Genomic DNA, 16,647 nt, shown 5'->3' on the forward strand with positions numbered 1-16,647 from the left:
CCGTCAGGCGATGCGGCGGCGGAACAGCACCGCGGAGAGCAGCACCGCGACCGCCAGGAGACCGAGGCACCAGGCCGCCGCCCGGGCCGGCGCGGAACCGACCGGGGTGTTCAGCAACAGCCCGCGCAGCGACTCGATCACCGGCGTGATGGGCTGGTGCTGCGCGAAGCCGCGCAGCCAGCCGGGCATGGTCTCCACCGGCACGAAGGCGCTGCTGGGATAGGGCAGGAACATCACCATGAAGGTGTATCCGTTGGCGGCCTCGGGAGTGCGGGCGAGCAACCCGAACGCCGCCGACAGCCAGGACATCGCCAACAGGAACAGCAACAGCACTCCGGCGGCGGCCAGCCAGCGCAGCGGCTCGACGGCCGGCCGGAAGCCGATGGCGACCGCCACGCCCAACACCAGCACGGTGGACACGATGTTGCGCACCATGCTCGCCACCACGTGCCCGCCGAGAATCGGCGTGGCGCCCACGTCCATCGTGCGCAGCCGCTCGATCATGCCATTGGTCAGATCCGTGGTCACGCTCACTGCGGTGCTGGCGGCGCCGAACCCGGCGCACAACAGCAACACGCCGGGAACCACATAGGTCACGTACGCCGAACCGGTCTGGATCGCCCCGCCGAAGAGGTAGACGAAGAGCAGCATCAGGATCACCGGCAGCAGCAGCGAGGTGAGTATCGCGTCGATGTTGCGCCGGGACAGCCGGACGCAGCGACCGATCATCACTGCGGCATGGGTGGGACGCATCGCCAGCTCAGACATTCGCCACCTCCCGCACGCCGGGCCCCGGACGGTCGGTGAGGGCGAGGAAGACGTCGTCGAGGGTTGCCTCCCGGACGTTGAACCGGACCACCCCGCGCCGGTCCGGATCGACCTCGTCGAGCAGGCTGCGTACCTGTGGCGCGCTGCCGTCGGTGGCCACCGACAGTTCCCGCCGGGCCGGCTCGCGGTGGGTCACCCGCTCGTTCAGCCGGCGTGCCGCCTCGGCGAAGCTGGCCGCGTCGCGCCAGGTCAGCTCCAGCCGCTGCGCGCCGAACCGGCGCTTGAGCTCGGCGGCCGTCCCCTCGGCGGCGAGCCGCCCACCGTGCAGCACCGCGATCCGATCGGCGAGGCGGTCGGCCTCCTCCAGGTACTGCGTGGTGAGCAGCACGGTCACCCCGGCCCCGGCCAGTTCACCGATCAGCTCCCACAGCCCCTGCCGGCTGCGCGGATCCAGGCCGGTGGTGGGCTCGTCCAGGAAGATCACCGACGGCGTGCCGACCAGACTCGCCGCCAGATCGAGGCGACGCCGCATACCGCCGGAGTACGTCACCACCCGTCGGCCAGCGGTGTCGGTCAGGTCGAAGCGTTCCAGTAGCGCGGCGGCGCGGTCGCGGGCCGCCCGCCCGGAGAGCCCGGCGAGCCGGGCCAGCATGATCAGGTTCTCCGCGCCGGTCTGCTCGTCATCGAGGGCCGCGTGCTGGCCGGCGAGGCTGATCGTCCGGCGTACCCGCCGCCGGTCGCGCACCACGTCGTGGCCGGCGACCCGGACGCTGCCCGAGTCCGGCCGGGTCAGCGTGGCCAGGATCCGCACCGTGGTGGTCTTGCCGGCGCCGTTCGGGCCGAGCAGGGCGTGCACCCCGCCGCTCGGCATCCGCATGGACAGCCCGTCGAGGACGACGAGATCAGCGAAGGATTTGCGCAGGTCGACTAGTTCGACCGCGGGGGGTTCGAGCACAGTTGGACTCCCTAATCTGCGTACGGCATACGCTCTAATGCGTAGACGATACGCAGAAGCTAGGATGATCGTCAAGAACGGCCCTGGGAGGCGAAGTGGGCGACCCCGACGGCGACCTGCCGAACGGCTTCGAGCTGCCCGAGAACGTGGCGCTCGCCTGGGGGCTGCGCGACCGCCCGTCCCGGGGCCCGAAGCGCAGCCTCAGCCTGGAGCAGGTGGTCGCCACCGGCATCCGAGTGGCCCAGGCCGACGGGCTCTCCGCCGTGTCGATGAGCCGGGTCGCCAGCGAGTTGGGCGTCGGCACCATGTCCCTCTACCGGTACGTACCGACCAAGCACGATCTGCTCGACCTCATGGCCGACACCGCGTACGGGCCACCACCCCCACCGCGCGCCCCCGGCGAGGGCTGGCGGCCGGCGCTGGTCCGCTGGGCCGAGGGGAACCTCGCCGCGCTCCGCCGCCAACCGTGGATCCGGCACGTGCCGATCGGCGGCCCACCGATCAACCCGAACGCGGTGCGCTGGATGGAGTACGGCTTCCTCGCGCTGCGCGGCACCGGACTGCGCGCCACCGAGCGGATCTCCACCATCCTGCTGGTCAGCGGGTACGCGCGCAGCTGGGCCACGACCACCGGCGACGCCGCCGAGGCCGCCGCCCGGACCGGGCTGACGCCGGACGAGGCGAGTCAGCGCTACTGGCAGCAACTGGGCGTGCTCACCGCAACCGGCCCGTACCCGGCCATCCACGAACTGATGGCCGAGATGGGCGAGGACGAGGAGACCGACGAGGCGGAGTGGCGGTTCGGGCTCGACCGGATCCTCGACGGCATCGAGGCGCTGATCCGGGCCCGCGCCGCAGGCCAGACGCAGCCGTGAGGCCGCGCTGCCGCGCCCGGCCGACCTCGGCAGCTCACGGGTGGGCGGCGCGGGATGCGGCATCTCGTGCGCAGACCACGAGTTGCGGCGTCCTGCGGCTCAATTGAGGGGGATCACCCTGGTCACGGTCTCCTATGACGAGGGACGTGCGCCGAAGTACCCCGGATGCGCGACCGTTCAGCCCCTCGCAGGCGACCTCAGGCGCCTCGGTCGCCCCGGTGCACCCACCACTTGAGCCCAAGGGGTCGGGGCACCACCATCACGGCGAAACGGCGATGATCAAGCGCCTGGGTCGGGCGATCAGGCCGCCGGGCGCAGACGCGGAACAGGGCCTGCGATAGCGTGCGCGGCTCAGCTCGACAGCAGCTGAATCCGGCCCTACTGACCTTCGGGCAGTATTCCTGGCCGGCGTGTCGGCACCGATCGTACCGGCGCCGACTCCCGGCCGGAGCGACCCGGACACGTCGCGTGGCTCAGGCCCGCTCCAGCAGGGTCAGCACCGCCCGCTCGGCCTGCTCCCGGGGCGTGTCCGGGGTGATTGGCGCCACCACCCCGTCGTGGAACAGATCCACCACCCGTGGGTCCACGTAGGACGTACGCGCCACCGTCGGGGTGTTGCCCAGCAGCTCCGCCACCTCCCGCATCACCCCCGCCACCGCCCGCCGCCGCGCCGCCACCGACCGCGCCACGGTGAGCGCGGCCAGTTCGGTGGCCGCCCGCACCGTCGCGTGCCAGGTGCGGAAATCCTTCGCGGTCATCTCCCCACCGCTGGCCGTACGCAGATAGTCGTTGACCTCGTCGGCGCGCACGTCCCGCCAATCACGCCCGTCCCAGTAACCGAACAGGCGCTCCGCGGCTCGCCGCCGGCGGCGCAGGTCGATCAGCACCCGGCACAGCTCGGGGTCGTCGACCAGCCGCACCTGCTCGATGCCGCCCTTGGCCGGGAACTCGAAGACCACGCAGCCGCGCCGGGACCGGGCGTGCTCGGGGCGCAGCGTGGCCACCCCGAACGTCGGGTCGTCGCCCACCGCGTACTGGTCGCTGCCGACCCGGAAGATGCCGGTGTCCAGCAGTCGGGTCACCGTCGCCAGCACCCGCGCCCGGCGGAGTCCCCGCCCGGCCAGGTCGTGATCGACCCGTTCCCGCAGCGCCGGCAGCCGGCGAGCCACCTCCAACACGTGATCGAACTTCGCCTCGTCCTGCCGTTGCCGCCAGACGGGGTGGTAGAGGTACTGCTTGCGGCCCGCGACGTCGATCCCGGTGGCCTGGATGTGCCCGTTGGGGTACGGCGAGATCCAGACCTCGCGCCACGCGGGCGGAATGACCAGCGCCCGCAACCGGGCCAGCTCGTCAGGATCGCGTACCGGCTCGCCGCGCTGGTCCAGAAATGACCAGCCCGAACCGCGCCGGCGCCGCGCGTACCCCGGCCGGCCCGGATCGCTACGCCGCAACCGCACGGTCGGCACGCACCACCCGTTCCACCTCGTCCACGGCCGCCAGCACCTCGTCGACGGCGAGGGCGGCCATCGCCGGATGGCTACCTACCCCGTCCCAGCCCGGCCATACCCCCGGCCCTGCCCAGAGCACCCGGTGACGCCGGCGCTCCGGCGGCGGCCCCCATCGGCTCGGCGGTACCGGACCGAACAGCACCACCGAGGCGACCCGGTAGCCGGTGGCCAGATGCGCCACCCCGGTGTCCCCGCTGATCACCAAACGGGCACCCGCGACCAGGGCGGCCAACCGGCCGAGGTCGGTCCGCCCGGCCAGCACCGCGTCGGGCGGCAGCCCGGCGTCGGCGGCGACCCGCGCGCCGATCTCCCGCTCCCCCGCGCTGCCGGTCAGCACCACCCGGTGCCCCCGGGCCGTCAACTCCCCGGCCAGGGCCGCGTAGCGGACGGCCGGCCACCGCTTTGCAACGATCTTGGAGCCGGGATGCAGCACGGTGACGCCGGTGGGCACGTCACCGGGCTCCGGGCGGCGCAGGTCCAGGTCGGTCGGATCGGCCGGAATGCCGTACGCCGCCAGCAGCCGGCACCAGCGCGCCACCTCGTGCTCGTCGTCGTCCCACGGCGGCCCGTCGACGTGCCCGACATCGGCGTTGGCGAAGGCGAGCAGCCGGCCGGGCCGGGTGGCGGCGAGCAGCCGGTGCGAGTCCGGTCCCCGGCCGTGCAGGTTGACCGCGACCTCGACCGGGCCGGCGAGGCGCTCCAGCCGGTCCAGCCCTTCGGTCGGCAGCAGCCGGTCCACGCCGCCGACCAGCTCGACCAGCGGCCCCAGCCAGGCCGGCGTGGCGAGCACCAGTTCCCGCCCGGGGTAGGCCACCCGCAGCGCCCGCAGCGCCGGGACCGCGGTGGCGAGGTCACCGACGCCCAGGGCACGCAGGGCCAGGATCACGGGTACGAAGTCTCCTCCTCGGCGCAGACCACCAGTTCCCGTACCGCGCAGCCAGCGGGCTGGGAGAGCGCGAACAGCACCGCGGCGGCGGTGTCCGCCGGGTCGTTGAGGACAGCGTCCGGCCCCGGGCGGTACCGGGCATCGCGGTCGTCGAAGAAGCCGGTACGCATCCCGCCCGGCACCAGCAGGGTGACGCCCACCCGGCCGGCCAGTTCGGCAGCGAGCGCCCGGGTGAACCCGACCACCCCGAACTTGGCCGCGCAGTAGGCCGTCGCGTCGCTGACCGCCTTCAAGCCCAGCGTGGAGGCCACCGTGACGACGCTGCCCCGGGACGCCTCCAGGAACGGCAGGGCGGCCCGGATCACCGCCGCGGTGGCGAGCAGGTCCACCGCGACGATGCGGTCCCACGTCTCGCCGGGCACGTCGGCGAGCCGCCCGGGCACGTCGATGCCGGCCGCCGTGACCACGGCGTCCAGCCCGCCGACCCGCTCGACGAGCCGCCGGGTGGCCTCCTCCGCGCCCCGGGTGTCGGCCAGATCACACTCGATCCACGGCACCCCGTCGGCCGGTGGCCGCCGGTCCAGCACCAGCGGCCGGCCGCCGGTACCGGCCACCGCGGCGACCACCGCCGCGCCCAGGCCGCTGGACCCGCCGGTGACCAGCACGGTCCGCGCGCCGCTCACGCCGGCTCTCCGCCGCGCCGCGGCACCGCCGCCCGGCCAGGGCGATCCACACACCGCTGCGCGCTCATCGGGCCACCTGCGCGTTCCGCCGGCCGGCCGTCGCGGCGATCATCTGGCTGGTGGAGCGCCCGTCCAGGTACGGCACCACCACGGTGTGCCCGCCCCAGCGGCGCAGGATCTCCGCCTCGGGCAGGGCGTCACCGTCACCGCCGCCGGTGGCGTAGTCCCCGCCCTTGACCCAGATGTCCGGCCGTAGCCAGGACAGCGCCGCCGCCGGCGTCGGCTCGTCGAAGATCATGACCGCGTCGACGCAGCTCAGCGCGGCCAGCAATCGGCTCCGGTCGTCCTGCCGCATGACCGGGCGGTCCGGGCCCTTCAGGCCGCTGACACTGGCGTCGGAGTTGAGGCACACCACCAGGCAGTCACCGAGTTGCCGGGCGGCCTGCAGAGTCGCCACGTGACCGGCGTGCAGCAGGTCGAAACAACCACCGGTGGCGACCACCGTCCCGCCGGCGGCCCGGACCCGGGCCACCACGGAGGCGGCCGCGGACACCCCGACCCGGTCACCGGCCACCGCGGCATGCACCGCGTGCGGCACCCGGCGCACGGCCGGCGGCAAAGCGCTCGCCACCCCCCCGTCCGCCACGTACGCGGAGGCGTCGGCCACCGCCTCCTGCACCGCCTCGGAGACCACCGCCCCACGGGCCAGAGCGAGCCCCGCGGTGGCGGCGAAGCGGTCCCCGGCACCGCAGGTGTCCCCGTCGGCGGCGAACGGGGCAGGCACCATCAGCGGGGTCGATCCGGCGTGGCTGAGCAGCGCGCCGTCGGCGCCCAGCGTCACCGCGACCGCACCCGCCCGCCATCGCCGCCGAAGCCGCTCGGCGCACTCGGTGGCCGTGGCCAGCCGGGTGGCGGCGGCCGGCACCTCCACCAACTCCCGCACCTCCGCCTCGTTCGGGGTGACCAGGTGCACTCCCGGCACCGCCGCCGGCCCGCGCGGATGCGGATCCCAGACCAGTGGGGCCCGGGTCGCCGCCATGGCCACCCGCAGCGCCGGCTGGCGTGCCACCCCCCGGCCGTAGTCGCTGACCAGCAGCACCGACGCCTGCTCGATGATCCGCAGCACCGCCTCGGCGGGCTCCCCGGGCTCGCTGGCGCCACCGCCCCGGTCGTGCCGCAGCAGCACCCGGCCCCCGGCCCGCAGCCGGATCTTCTCCGGAGTGGCCCCGGCCAGCGGCAACGGATACACCTGCACCCCCGCGGCGGCCAGCAGCACGCCCAGCCGGGCTCCGCCCGCGTCGTCGGCCAGCGCGGTGACCAGCACCACCTCGACGCCGTGCTGCGCGGCGAAGATGGCGGCGAGTCCGGCGCCGCCGGGCCGGTCGACGTGCGCCATCTCGTCGAGCACCGGTGCCGGCGAGTCGGGGCAGAGCCGGTTGACCATGCCCTCGACGTCCCGGTCGAGCAGGGTGTCGCCAACCACCACCACGGGTCCCGTCACGCCTTCCTCCTCACGCCTCGACCGGTCGGCTGGCGCCACCGTCCAGCACCACCTCGACCCCGGCCCGCACCGGTCCAGCGGCCGGCGCGGCCGGGACCGTCGATTCGAGGTTCTCCGGCAGCGCCTGTTCGACGTACTCGCAGAGCAGGTGACTGGAGACCAGGTGCAGCTCCTGGACGACCTGGCTGTCCGGTGACTCCACGGCCAGCACCTCGTGGCAGGCGTCGGCGAGCGGATTCGGGGCCGGCCCGGTGAGGGCCCAGCAGCGCAGCCCGACATCCCGCCCCGCCCGCGCGGCGGCGAGCAGGTTGCCGCTGCCGCCGCTGGTGGAGAGCAGCAGCAGCACGTCGTCGCGGCGGCCGTGGGCGCGGACCTGGCGGGCGAAGACCTCGTCGTAGCCGTAGTCGTTGCCGATCGCGGTCAGCGCCGAGGTCTCGGCGTGCAGCGCGATGGCGGACAGCGGCTGGCGGTCGTCGCGGAGCTTGCCGACCAGTTCGGCGGTGAGGTGCTGCGCCTCGGCGGCGCTGCCGCCGTTGCCGGCCACCAACAGCCGGCCGCCGGCGGTGAGCCGACGCGCCAGCGTGGCGCCCCAGCGGGCGAGCAGCGGCTCGCACCGCCGGTACGGCGGCAGCGCCGCCGCCAGCTGCGCCAGGTGCTCCTCCAGCAGGGTCGGCGCCGGCATCAGGCCACCACTCGGCTCGGCCGGTGCACGGCGGCCACCTCGTCGTAGACCTCGGCGAGCCGCTCGGCGGTGACCGTCCAGGAGTAGTGCTGCCGGGCCCGGGCGCGGGCCGCGCCCGCGTAGGCGAACCGTCGGATCCGGTCGTCGAGCAGCCGCTGCAGCGCCTGGCCCAACGCCCTCGGGTCCCGGGCCGGCACCAGATCCCCGGTCACGCCGTCGACCACCGTGTCACGCAGCCCGCCGACGGCGGTGGCCACCACGGGCACCCCGCACGCCATCGCCTCCAGCGGAGTCAGACCGAACGGCTCGTACCAGGGTGCGGCGACCAGGACGTCCGCCGAGCGGTACCAGCGGCCCATCTCCTCGCGGGGCACCGCGCCGACCAGGCGGACCCGGTCGGCCACGCCGCAGCTGCCGGCCAGGGCGCGCAGCCGACGGGCGTACGGGTCGGTCTCCAGCAGGCCGGCCGGCGGGCCGCCCACCACCACGCACTCCGCGTCGGGTACGTGCGTCATGGCCCGCACCACGGTCTGAAAGCCCTTGCGTTCGACCAACCGGCCGACGGTGAGGATCCGGGCCCGTCCGGGTTCCCGTTCGGCGGCCGGTCCGAGCGGGGCGAAGGTGCCCAGATTGACCCCGGACGGGATGACCGTGATCCGGGACCGGGACACCCCCATCCGGACCAGCTCGCCGACCTCGTCGCGGCACTGGGCGATCACCCGGTCGACCGTACGGCCCAACTGGAGCTCGTAGCTGATTCGCCGGGCCGGGCTGGTGTCCTGCACGCCCTGGTGGCGACGCTTGACCGTGCCCAGCGCGTGGTACGTCTGCACCACCGGTATCCCGGTCTGCCGGCTGGCCTCCAGCGCGGCCAGCCCGCTCATCCAGAAGTGCGCGTGGATCACCTCGGGTGCCCAGTCCCCGCCCCGCCAGCGGTCCAACAGCCATGCGCTGAACGGCGGCATGTGCGGCAGCAGAGCATCCTTGGCGACCGGCTCGGCGGGACCGGCCGCCACGTGCACCACGTCGTAGCCGTCCGGGCTGCGTACGGTCACCGGCAGGTCGACCGCGTCGCGGCGGGTGTAGACGCGTACGTCGTGCCCGGCGGCGGCGAGCGCGGCGGAGAGTTCCGCGACGTGCGTGTTCTGGCCGCCGGCGTCCTCTCCACCGAGGATGGCGAGCGGGCTGGCGTGCTCCGAGATCATCGCTATGCGCATACTTCCTCCTCCAGGAGCCGGTCCCAGTCGGCGAGGAAACGGTCGAGGCCGTAGCGTTCGCGGGCGGCGGCGCGGGCCTGTGCACCCGCCCGCCGCGCCCGGTCCGGTTCGGCGACGAGCCGCCCAGCGGCCGCCAGCAGGGCGTCGACCCGGGTGGACAGGGCACCGGCATCGGGCGGGACCGCCATCACCGCCTCGGTGGTGGCCAGCGCCACCACCGGCATGCCGATGCTCATCGCCTCGATCAGGCTCAACCCGAGCGAGGTCCACCGGCACAGGTGCAGGTACGCCCGCCGCCTGGCCAGCTCGGCGTGCATCCGATGCTGCGGCACGTCGTCATGGCTGATCAGCCGGTCTGCGGGCAGCCCGAGCTGTTCGGCCAGCCCGGTCACTTTCAGGCCGAAGACGTCCAGCGGGGCGATCTCGGCGAACCGGGGCAGCAGATCGGTGCCGGTGACCCGCCACCGGCGTACCGGCTCGTTGATCACCACAGCCAGCCGGTCCAGCTCACCGGTGTAGGCCACGGCCGGTGGCACGATGCCGTGGTCGATGACGGTGGTCCGGGTCGAGCCGGTGTCCCAGAAAAGTTCGTTGAACGCGGTCACGTGGGCGATGAGCAGGTCGTCCCGGTCGGCCATCGGGTGGCGGCTGTGCGGGACGTCGCCGTCCTTCGGGGTGTTGTGCTCCACGTAGATCGCCGGCAGGTCCCGGCCCGGGCGGCGGCCGAGCCACTCGGCCGCCAGGTCGATCTCTTCGGGGCGTTGCAGGATGACCACGTCGACCTCGGCGCTGCGCAGCTGCTCGGGGCTGATCTCGGCCGCGCTCTCCGGCCAGGTGTAGGTGCGCGCGCGGCCGAGGCCGTACGGACCCCGGTCCGGGGTGGCCGGCACCAGGTAGCGGTGCTTGCCGTGCACGAACGAGGTGGTCCAGGAGCCGTGCACGTGCCAGAGGAGGATGTTCATCGTTTCCTCCCACCGCTGGCGGGCACCGGCGGCGCGGCCCGCGACACCGTGCCGAGCAGGGCCGCCGGGCGACGCGCCGGCGGTACGCCCAGCAGCCGCAGGGCGTCGAGAACCGTGTCCGGCTCGACGCCGCCCAGGCAGGGGTGGCCGGGCACCGGGCAGTGCGCGGCACGGGTGTCGCGGCAGGCGGCCGTGGCGTCTCCCAGGCGTACCGTCGGCACCCGCCACGGTCCCCACTGCCCGAACGGGACGGTGGGAGCGAAGAGGCTGACCACCGGCACGCCGTGCGCGGCGGCCAGGTGCGCCGGGCCGGTGTTGCCGACCACCACCGCGGCGGCGGCGGCCACCACCGCGGAGAGCTCGGCCAGCCCGGTACCGCCGCCCAGGTCCACGGCGTGCCGGCCGGCGACCCGGGCGGTGAGATCGCGCTCCTGCGGGCCACCGGTGACGACCACGCGGTGCCCGGCGGCGGTCAACCGCCGGGCGATCCGCTCGGCCACCTCCGGCGGGCAGCCCCGGGCCGGCGCGGCCGACCCGGGATGCAGCACCACGTACCCCGGATCACCTGCCTGCGCCGGAGGTGACGGCACCGGACGCAATCGAAGGCACGGCTCGTCACCGGCGGGCAGCGCGTAGCCGGCGGCGGCAGCCAACGACAGGGCGCGTTCGGCCTCGGGGACTCCGGCCGGCACCCGGTGCCGTACGTCCAGCAAGCTGCCCGGGTAGTCGTCGCTGATCGCGGCGATCCGTCCGATACCGGCCATCCGCAGCAGCAGCGCCAACGGCAGCGGCGACTGGTGGAACGAGGTGAAGACGACCGCCTCGTCGGCGGCGACGGCGGCGAGCCGGGTGGTCAGCGCCGCCAGCTGAGCCGGATCGACCGGCCCGGGCATCGGGTCGATCCACGGCAGCGCGTGCTCGACCACCTCGTCGACGCCGGGCAGCAGTTCGGCGGCGGCCCGGCCGCGCGGGCCGCAGAGCAGCACCACCCGGTCCGCCCCGGCCGCGACCGCCCGGATGCCCGGCCCGGTCACCAACACGTCTCCCGTCGAGTCCGACCGCACCACCAGCACTGTCCGCTTTCCGCCGGCACGGGTCCCGGCGGGGGCCCGGAGCCTGTCGGGCGGCGCCGAAGCCGGTCGCAGCGCATCCCGGCGACGCAGCAGTTCCACAACCGCCGACGGCAGGTCGCCGGCCACCCAGGGCGCGGCGGCGATCTCCTCGGCCCGGGTCACCGGCGTCGGCACCAGAAGGCCCGCGGCACCGGCGGCCAGCGCGGCCGTGACATCGCGTCCGATGTCGCCGATCAGCACGCAGCGGGCGGGCACGGTACCCAGCGCCTTGGCGGCGGCGTGCACCAGCCCCGGCGCCGGCTTACGGCAGGCACAGCCATCCCCGTCGTCGTGCGGGCACACCTGCCAGGAGTCGAACGGGCCGAGCAGAGCGTCGATCCGGCGGTGCACCCGATCCAGTTGCCGCTCGGTGAACAGGCCCCGGGCGAGCCCCGACTGGTTGGTCACCACGGCGAGCTTGAAGCCGGCCGCCCTCAGCCGGTCCAGGGCGGAGCGAGCCCCCGGCATGGGGCGGACCTTGTCCGGATCGCCGTTGTACGGCACGTCCTCGATGAGGGTGCCATCCCGGTCCAGCAGGACCGCGTCGAACAGGACCGGCCCCGATCCGGCCTGGCCGGCAGCGGCCAGCACCCCGGCTGACCTGCGCTGATCCGGCTCCCCATGGTCCTGTCGCACGGGCGGCGGGTTCCCGGCGCCCAGGGGAGTAAACGTCGGCCGCGGCGCGGTGGGCGTCGACCGCGCGTCGGCACCCCACGGACGCCGCCGCGGTGGCCTTACCCACGGCCCCGGAGAAGCTAACCCGCCCGAGCGGTTAGCCGAGACCGGGGCGAGGGTAGGGCGAAGACGGCGCACTGACGACGCCGCCACGACGGGGCAGTGGGAGCCATTTCCCCCCGGAAGGGACAACTGGCTACGCTCTGGGGGACCCTTTCCGCCGACCGAGGATGTCCCCATGATCGAACCCGTCCAGTTGCCCTCGCCGTGGCGGGACGTGCGGCTGACCGTCGTGGTGCCGACCTACAACGAGGCGGGCAACCTGCCGGTGCTGGTCGAGCGGCTGCTCGCCCTTCCACTGCCCGGCCTGAAGGTGCTGGTCGCCGACGACAACTCCCCCGACGGCACCGGCGAGGTCGCCGACAAGCTCGCGATCGAGCATCCCGAGCGGATCGAGGTGGTGCACCGGCCGGGCAAGGAGGGCCTCGGCCGCGCGTACGTGGACGGGATCAGCCGGGCACTCGACGGCGGCGCCGAGTACGTGGCCCAGATGGACGCCGACCTGTCCCACCCGGCGGAGGCTCTGCCGGGCATGCTCGGCGCCCTGCTCTCCACCCAGGCCGGGGTGGTCATCGGCTCACGGTACGTCCCCGGTGGCGAGTTGGACGAGAACTGGCCGCTGTACCGGCGGGCCCTCAGCGGCTGGGCGAACCTCTACGTGCACACGCTGCTGCGGGTGCGGATCCGGGACCTGACCGCCGGCTTCAAGATCTGGCGGGCCGACGCGCTGCGCGACATCGGGCTGGAGCGGGTCCAGTCCAACGGCTACAGCTTCCAGGTCGAGATGCACTACCTCGCCACCAAGCTGGGGCACACCATCCTCGAGGTGCCGATCCGGTTCGAGGAGCGGCGTGACGGCGCCTCGAAGATGACCACCGCCACGAAGATCGAGAGTGCGCTGATGCCGTTCAAGCTCCGCAGCCGGCACCGCAACATCCAACGCTGAGACCGCCTCAGCGGTAGATGACGTGCTGGGCGGCGGCCACCGCCCGGTGGTAGACCTCGCCGGTGAGGGCCCGGTCACGGGCCAGCGCGGCCCGGGCCGCGTTCGCTCCCGGCGCGCCGTGCACCCCGCCGCCCGGATGCGCCGACGCGCTGGCCAGGAAGAGCCGGTCCACCGGTGTGTCGGCCCGCCCCAGGCCGGGGATCGGGCGCAGGAACAGCTGTTGGTACGGCGCGGCGGTGCCGCCACCGAGAGCACCGCCGACCAGGCTGGGGTTCTCCTGTTCCAACTCGGCCGGGCCGGCCACGTGCCGGCCCACGATCAGGCTCCGGAACCCGGGCGCGGCGGCCTCCAGCACCGCCTCCATCCGCTCGACGTGCCCGGCGATCTCCTCGGCCCGCCAGTCACGACGGAACGGTAGGTGGGTGTACGACCAGAGCGACTCGGTGCCCGGCGGGGAGTGGCTGGGATCGGCCACCGACATCTGCCCGAGCAGCAGGAACGGCTCACGGGGCAGCTCACCACGGGCCAGCGCGGCGGCGTAGTCGGTGAGCCCGGCGAGATCCGCGCCGAGGTGCACGGTGCCAACGGTGGCCAGTCGCGGGTTGCGCCACGGCACCGGTGCGGACAGCGCCCAGTCGACCTTCACCGTCGAGCCGTCCCAGCGGAAGTGCTCCAGGTCGGCGACCAGCCGGGGCGGCAGCGCCGCCGCGCCGACCAGGTCCAGGTAGAGCGCGGGCGCCGGCACGTCGGCCAGTACCGCCCGGCGGGCCCGCCACAGCCCTCCGCCGACCGTGCGTACGCCCACCGCCCGGCCCCGGGCGACCAGCACCCGGTCCACCCGGGCGCCGTAGTGGATCCGGCCGCCCCGCTCGGTCAGCCGCGCCACCAGGGCATCGGTGATCCGCTGTGCCCCGCCGGTCGGCACCGGCCAACCGACCTGCTGGCCGAGCATGGCCAGTAGCCACCCGTACAGCCCGGAGCCGGCCTCCTCGGGCGACAGGTCGGTGTGCAGGGCGCAGCCGGCCAGCAGCGCCGGTCCGCCCGCACCGGCGAACAGTTCCGCGCCGAGGCGGCGTACCGGCAGCACCATCCGCCGGGCCAGCCGCAGCCCGCCGCCGACGCGCAGCCGACGCAGCAGCCGCAGGCCGCCGCGCACCGGCGGGAACGGGGTGGTGATCAGTTCGGTCAGCGGTTCGCCGATCTGCCGCCACTGTTCGTACGCGGCCAGCCAGCGCTGGCCGTCACCGGGCGCGAACGTCTCCAGCGAGGCCGCGGTGACCGTCGGGTCGCGGTTGAGCAGTGCCGCGCGACCGTCGGGGAACAGGTGGGCCAGCACGTCGGGGGCGTGCCGCCAGGCGAGCCCGTGGCGGTCCAGTTCCAGCCCGCGCAGCACGGGTGAGACGTAGCCGAGCGGATAGAAGGAGCTGTACAGGTCGCTGAGGTAGCCGGGCGCGGTCACCTCGGCGGAGCGCACCGCGCCACCCGGGACTCCCGTCGCCTCCAGCACCACCACGTCCCAGCCCGCGTCGGCGAGCAGGTTCGCGGCGACGAGGCCGTTGTGTCCGGCGCCCACGACCACGGCGTCGGTCCGGTCGGAACCGGAAGAACCCCGTGAGATCACTCAAGGACGCTACCCCAGCGGCGACCGGGCGAAACGTTTGTCTGCGGCGGGTCGGGGCATCCACCGCCCATGTACACGGTTGCGCAGCTCATGGGTGGCGTGTGGGGGGCCGGCGGCGAGGCCGGTGAACTGGTGGTGCACGACCCGGCCGACGGCGCCCCGGTGACCCGCGCGCCGATGGCGACCCCCGACGAGGTGGGCAAGGCGGTGGCGGCGGCCCGCGAGATGGCGGCGGAATGGGCGGGCAGCGCCGTGGCCGAGCGCGCCGCCGCGCTGCACCGGGCGGCCGACGCGGTCGCCGAGGCCGCCGACGAGCTTGCCCGGGCCACCACCGCGGAGATGGGCAAGCCCCTCGCCGACGCGCGCGGCGGCGTCGAGGCCGGCATCGCGACTCTGCGGCAGTACGCCGAACTCGCCCCGGCCCGCGGCGGACGCACCCTGCACGGCGATCCCGCCGCGCTCGACTTCATGGCACCGCAGCCGCGGGGCGTGGTCGCCGTCATCACCCCGTGGAACGACCCGGTCGCCGTCTCGTGCGGGTTGCTCGGCGCGGCCCTGGTCACCGGGAACGTGGTGGTGCACAAGCCGAGCGAGCGCACCCCGGCGACCGGCTGGTTGCTGGCCCGCGCGCTCGACTCCGCGCTGCCGGCGGGGGTGCTGTCGCTGCTGACCGGCGGGCCGGAGACCGGTGCGGTGCTCGCCGCCGCGGAGGTGGACGTGGTGGCGCAGGTGGGTTCCACCGCCACCGGCCGGGCGATCGCCACCGCTGCCGCCGGGACCGGCGCGAAGGTGCTGCTGGAGAACGGCGGCAGCGACCCGCTGATCGTGGACGCCGACGTCGACCCGGTCTGGGCCGCCGCGCAGGCGGCCCAGGGCGCGTTCGCCAACGCGGGGCAGATCTGCGTGGCGGTGGAGCGCATCTACGTCCACCGCGACATCGCCGAGGACTTCGTGGCCGCGCTGGTCGACCGGGCCGCCGCGCTGCGGGTCGGACCCGGACGGGACCCGGGCACCGAGATGGGCCCGCTGGTCGACCGGCGCCACCGCGACGGGGTGCACGGGCAGGTCACCGCAGCGGTGGCCGAGGGGGCGCGGATCCGCGTCGGCGGCACACTGATCGACGGTCCGGGCGCCTTCTATCCCGCCACAGTGGTCGACGACTGCCGGCACGACATGGCGCTGGTCCGGGAGGAGACCTTCGGCCCGGTCGCGCCGGTGGTGGTGGTCGACTCGTTCAGCGAGGCGTTGCGATGCGCGGCCGACTCGCCGTACGGGCTGGCCGCGACCGTGCTGACCGGTTCGATGAGCCACGCCCAGCGGGCCTGGCGGGAACTTCCGACCGGCACCGTCAAGGTCAACGCGGTCTTCGGTGGCGCCCCGGCCGGTGCCGCCCATCCGCGCCGCGGCAGCGGTCAGGGCTTCGGTTACGGGCCGGAACTGCTCGACGAGTTCACCGCCGTCAAGGCGGTGCACATCGAGGCGCCCGGCGGCGGGCACTGGTGAGGCACCGCGCTGGCCGGACGGCACCCGACACGGGCGCACCCGGCCCCGCGCCGCAGATGATACCTACCCCCGCACCGCCTTTGCTCTGCTTCACCGCACGCAACGAGAACCGGCCGAAACCATTGCGTGAGTTGAAGCAGAGCAAAGGCAGCGAGACGGGGACCTTCGGTCGGCCCCTGATCCGACCCGTACGCTCGGATCAGGGGCCCATCGGCCCACGGCGAGTCAGTCGCCGCGGGCCTTGCGGGTCTGCCGGTCGTTGGCCTTCTGGATGGCCTTGACCAGTTCCGGCTTGGACATGCTCGATCGTCCCCGCACGTCCAGCTCGCGGGCGACCTCCATGAGGTGCGCCTTGGGGGCGTTCGCGTCCACACCCCCGGCGGTGGGCGCCCGCCGCTCCGGGCCGCCGCCCGCGGCCTGGGGATCACTCGGCCCCGTGCGGCCCTTGGGCTCCCAGTGGTCGCCCACCTTCTCGAACTTGTGCTTGACGGCGGCGAACGCGGTCCGGTGCGCCCGCTCCCCCTCGCCGTACGTCTCGACCGCGGAATCGTGCGTCTTCTCCCAGGTCCGCTGGGCCTTCTCCGGGGAGCGCCGCAGCGTGCTGGGTAGTACCTCGCGCCCGGGCATCTCGAACCTCCTCCGTGTGCGAGCGATTCCCTGTGGCGTTCCCGCTGCCGTCGCCGGCAAACCTCT

The 16,647-nt window shown here is 74.4% G+C and carries 15 protein-coding genes; 3 read left to right on the plus strand and 12 right to left on the minus strand.

The genetic code is table 11. The features are described 5' to 3' along the window. Nucleotides 1-3: 3 nt before the first annotated feature. Together Vqi01_RS15985 and Vqi01_RS15990 are read right to left on the minus strand one after the other, a co-directional pair. Nucleotides 4-768 carry an ABC transporter permease gene (locus tag Vqi01_RS15985; protein ID WP_204035589.1) on the minus strand — a complete coding sequence of 255 codons (765 nt, stop codon included), beginning with the start codon at nt 766-768 and terminating at the stop codon, nt 4-6. Then, the gene (locus Vqi01_RS15990) at nt 761-1,723 is read right to left on the minus strand and encodes an ATP-binding cassette domain-containing protein (protein WP_239098427.1); all 963 of its coding nucleotides are present in this window, start codon (nt 1,721-1,723) and stop codon (nt 761-763) included. The genes Vqi01_RS15985 and Vqi01_RS15990 overlap by 8 nt, the downstream gene beginning before the upstream one ends. A 95-nt stretch (nt 1,724-1,818) precedes the next feature. Here Vqi01_RS15990 and Vqi01_RS15995 point away from each other — a divergent pair, with 95 nt between their 5' ends. Beyond that, nucleotides 1,819-2,598, plus strand: a complete 780-nt coding sequence (locus Vqi01_RS15995; protein WP_204035590.1) for a TetR/AcrR family transcriptional regulator — start codon at nt 1,819-1,821, stop codon at nt 2,596-2,598. 473 nt (nt 2,599-3,071) lie between these two features. Here the strand turns inward: Vqi01_RS15995 and Vqi01_RS16000 are convergent, their stop codons facing one another. The 8 genes from Vqi01_RS16000 to Vqi01_RS16035 all read right to left on the minus strand — a co-directional run bounded on the left by Vqi01_RS16000 (nt 3,072) and on the right by Vqi01_RS16035 (nt 11,740). Next, nucleotides 3,072-4,055, minus strand: coding sequence for a DNA topoisomerase IB (locus Vqi01_RS16000; RefSeq protein ID WP_204035629.1), 984 nt, complete (start codon nt 4,053-4,055; stop codon nt 3,072-3,074). Further along, the gene (locus Vqi01_RS16005; protein ID WP_204035591.1) at nt 4,039-4,992 is read right to left on the minus strand and encodes a glycosyltransferase family 9 protein; all 954 of its coding nucleotides are present in this window, start codon (nt 4,990-4,992) and stop codon (nt 4,039-4,041) included. Before Vqi01_RS16005 ends, Vqi01_RS16000 begins: the two co-directional genes overlap by 17 nt. Then, nucleotides 4,989-5,675, minus strand: a complete 687-nt coding sequence (locus Vqi01_RS16010; protein ID WP_204035592.1) for an SDR family oxidoreductase — start codon at nt 5,673-5,675, stop codon at nt 4,989-4,991. Before Vqi01_RS16010 ends, Vqi01_RS16005 begins: the two co-directional genes overlap by 4 nt. A 64-nt stretch (nt 5,676-5,739) precedes the next feature. Further along, the gene (locus Vqi01_RS16015; RefSeq protein WP_204035593.1) at nt 5,740-7,176 is read right to left on the minus strand and encodes a PfkB family carbohydrate kinase; all 1,437 of its coding nucleotides are present in this window, start codon (nt 7,174-7,176) and stop codon (nt 5,740-5,742) included. Nucleotides 7,177-7,186: 10 nt separating this feature from the next. Then, nucleotides 7,187-7,861, minus strand: coding sequence for a D-sedoheptulose-7-phosphate isomerase (locus Vqi01_RS16020; RefSeq protein ID WP_204035630.1), 675 nt, complete (start codon nt 7,859-7,861; stop codon nt 7,187-7,189). Next, entirely contained in the window at nt 7,858-9,075 is a 1,218-nt protein-coding gene (locus Vqi01_RS16025) for a glycosyltransferase (protein WP_204035594.1), read from the minus strand. Before Vqi01_RS16025 ends, Vqi01_RS16020 begins: the two co-directional genes overlap by 4 nt. Next, nucleotides 9,066-10,037 (minus strand): glycosyltransferase, encoded by a 972-nt coding sequence (locus Vqi01_RS16030; RefSeq protein ID WP_204035595.1) that lies wholly within the window; start codon nt 10,035-10,037, stop codon nt 9,066-9,068. The genes Vqi01_RS16025 and Vqi01_RS16030 overlap by 10 nt, the downstream gene beginning before the upstream one ends. Next, the gene (locus Vqi01_RS16035; RefSeq protein ID WP_239098432.1) at nt 10,034-11,740 is read right to left on the minus strand and encodes an HAD-IIIA family hydrolase; all 1,707 of its coding nucleotides are present in this window, start codon (nt 11,738-11,740) and stop codon (nt 10,034-10,036) included. The genes Vqi01_RS16030 and Vqi01_RS16035 overlap by 4 nt, the downstream gene beginning before the upstream one ends. Before the next feature lie 322 nt (nt 11,741-12,062). Here Vqi01_RS16035 and Vqi01_RS16040 point away from each other — a divergent pair, with 322 nt between their 5' ends. Then, complete coding sequence (locus Vqi01_RS16040) at nt 12,063-12,830, plus strand: polyprenol monophosphomannose synthase (protein ID WP_204035597.1); 768 nt, start codon at nt 12,063-12,065, stop codon at nt 12,828-12,830. A 7-nt stretch (nt 12,831-12,837) separates the two neighbouring features. Here Vqi01_RS16040 and Vqi01_RS16045 read toward each other — a convergent pair whose 3' ends face one another. Beyond that, nucleotides 12,838-14,451: a phytoene desaturase family protein gene (locus Vqi01_RS16045; protein WP_204035598.1), complete on the minus strand. Its 1,614-nt coding sequence runs from the start codon at nt 14,449-14,451 to the stop codon at nt 12,838-12,840. A 69-nt stretch (nt 14,452-14,520) separates the two neighbouring features. Between Vqi01_RS16045 and Vqi01_RS16050 the strand changes: the two genes are divergently transcribed. Continuing rightward, a complete protein-coding gene (locus tag Vqi01_RS16050) occupies nt 14,521-15,954 on the plus strand; it encodes an aldehyde dehydrogenase family protein (protein WP_204035599.1) in 1,434 nt (477 codons plus the stop codon). A gap of 225 nt (nt 15,955-16,179) precedes the next feature. Here Vqi01_RS16050 and Vqi01_RS16055 read toward each other — a convergent pair whose 3' ends face one another. Beyond that, nucleotides 16,180-16,581, minus strand: coding sequence for a ChaB family protein (locus Vqi01_RS16055; RefSeq protein ID WP_204035600.1), 402 nt, complete (start codon nt 16,579-16,581; stop codon nt 16,180-16,182). Nucleotides 16,582-16,647: the final 66 nt, after the last annotated feature.

It is taken from the genome of Micromonospora qiuiae (assembly GCF_016863555.1).
GTDB lineage: Bacteria > Actinomycetota > Actinomycetes > Mycobacteriales > Micromonosporaceae > Micromonospora > Micromonospora qiuiae.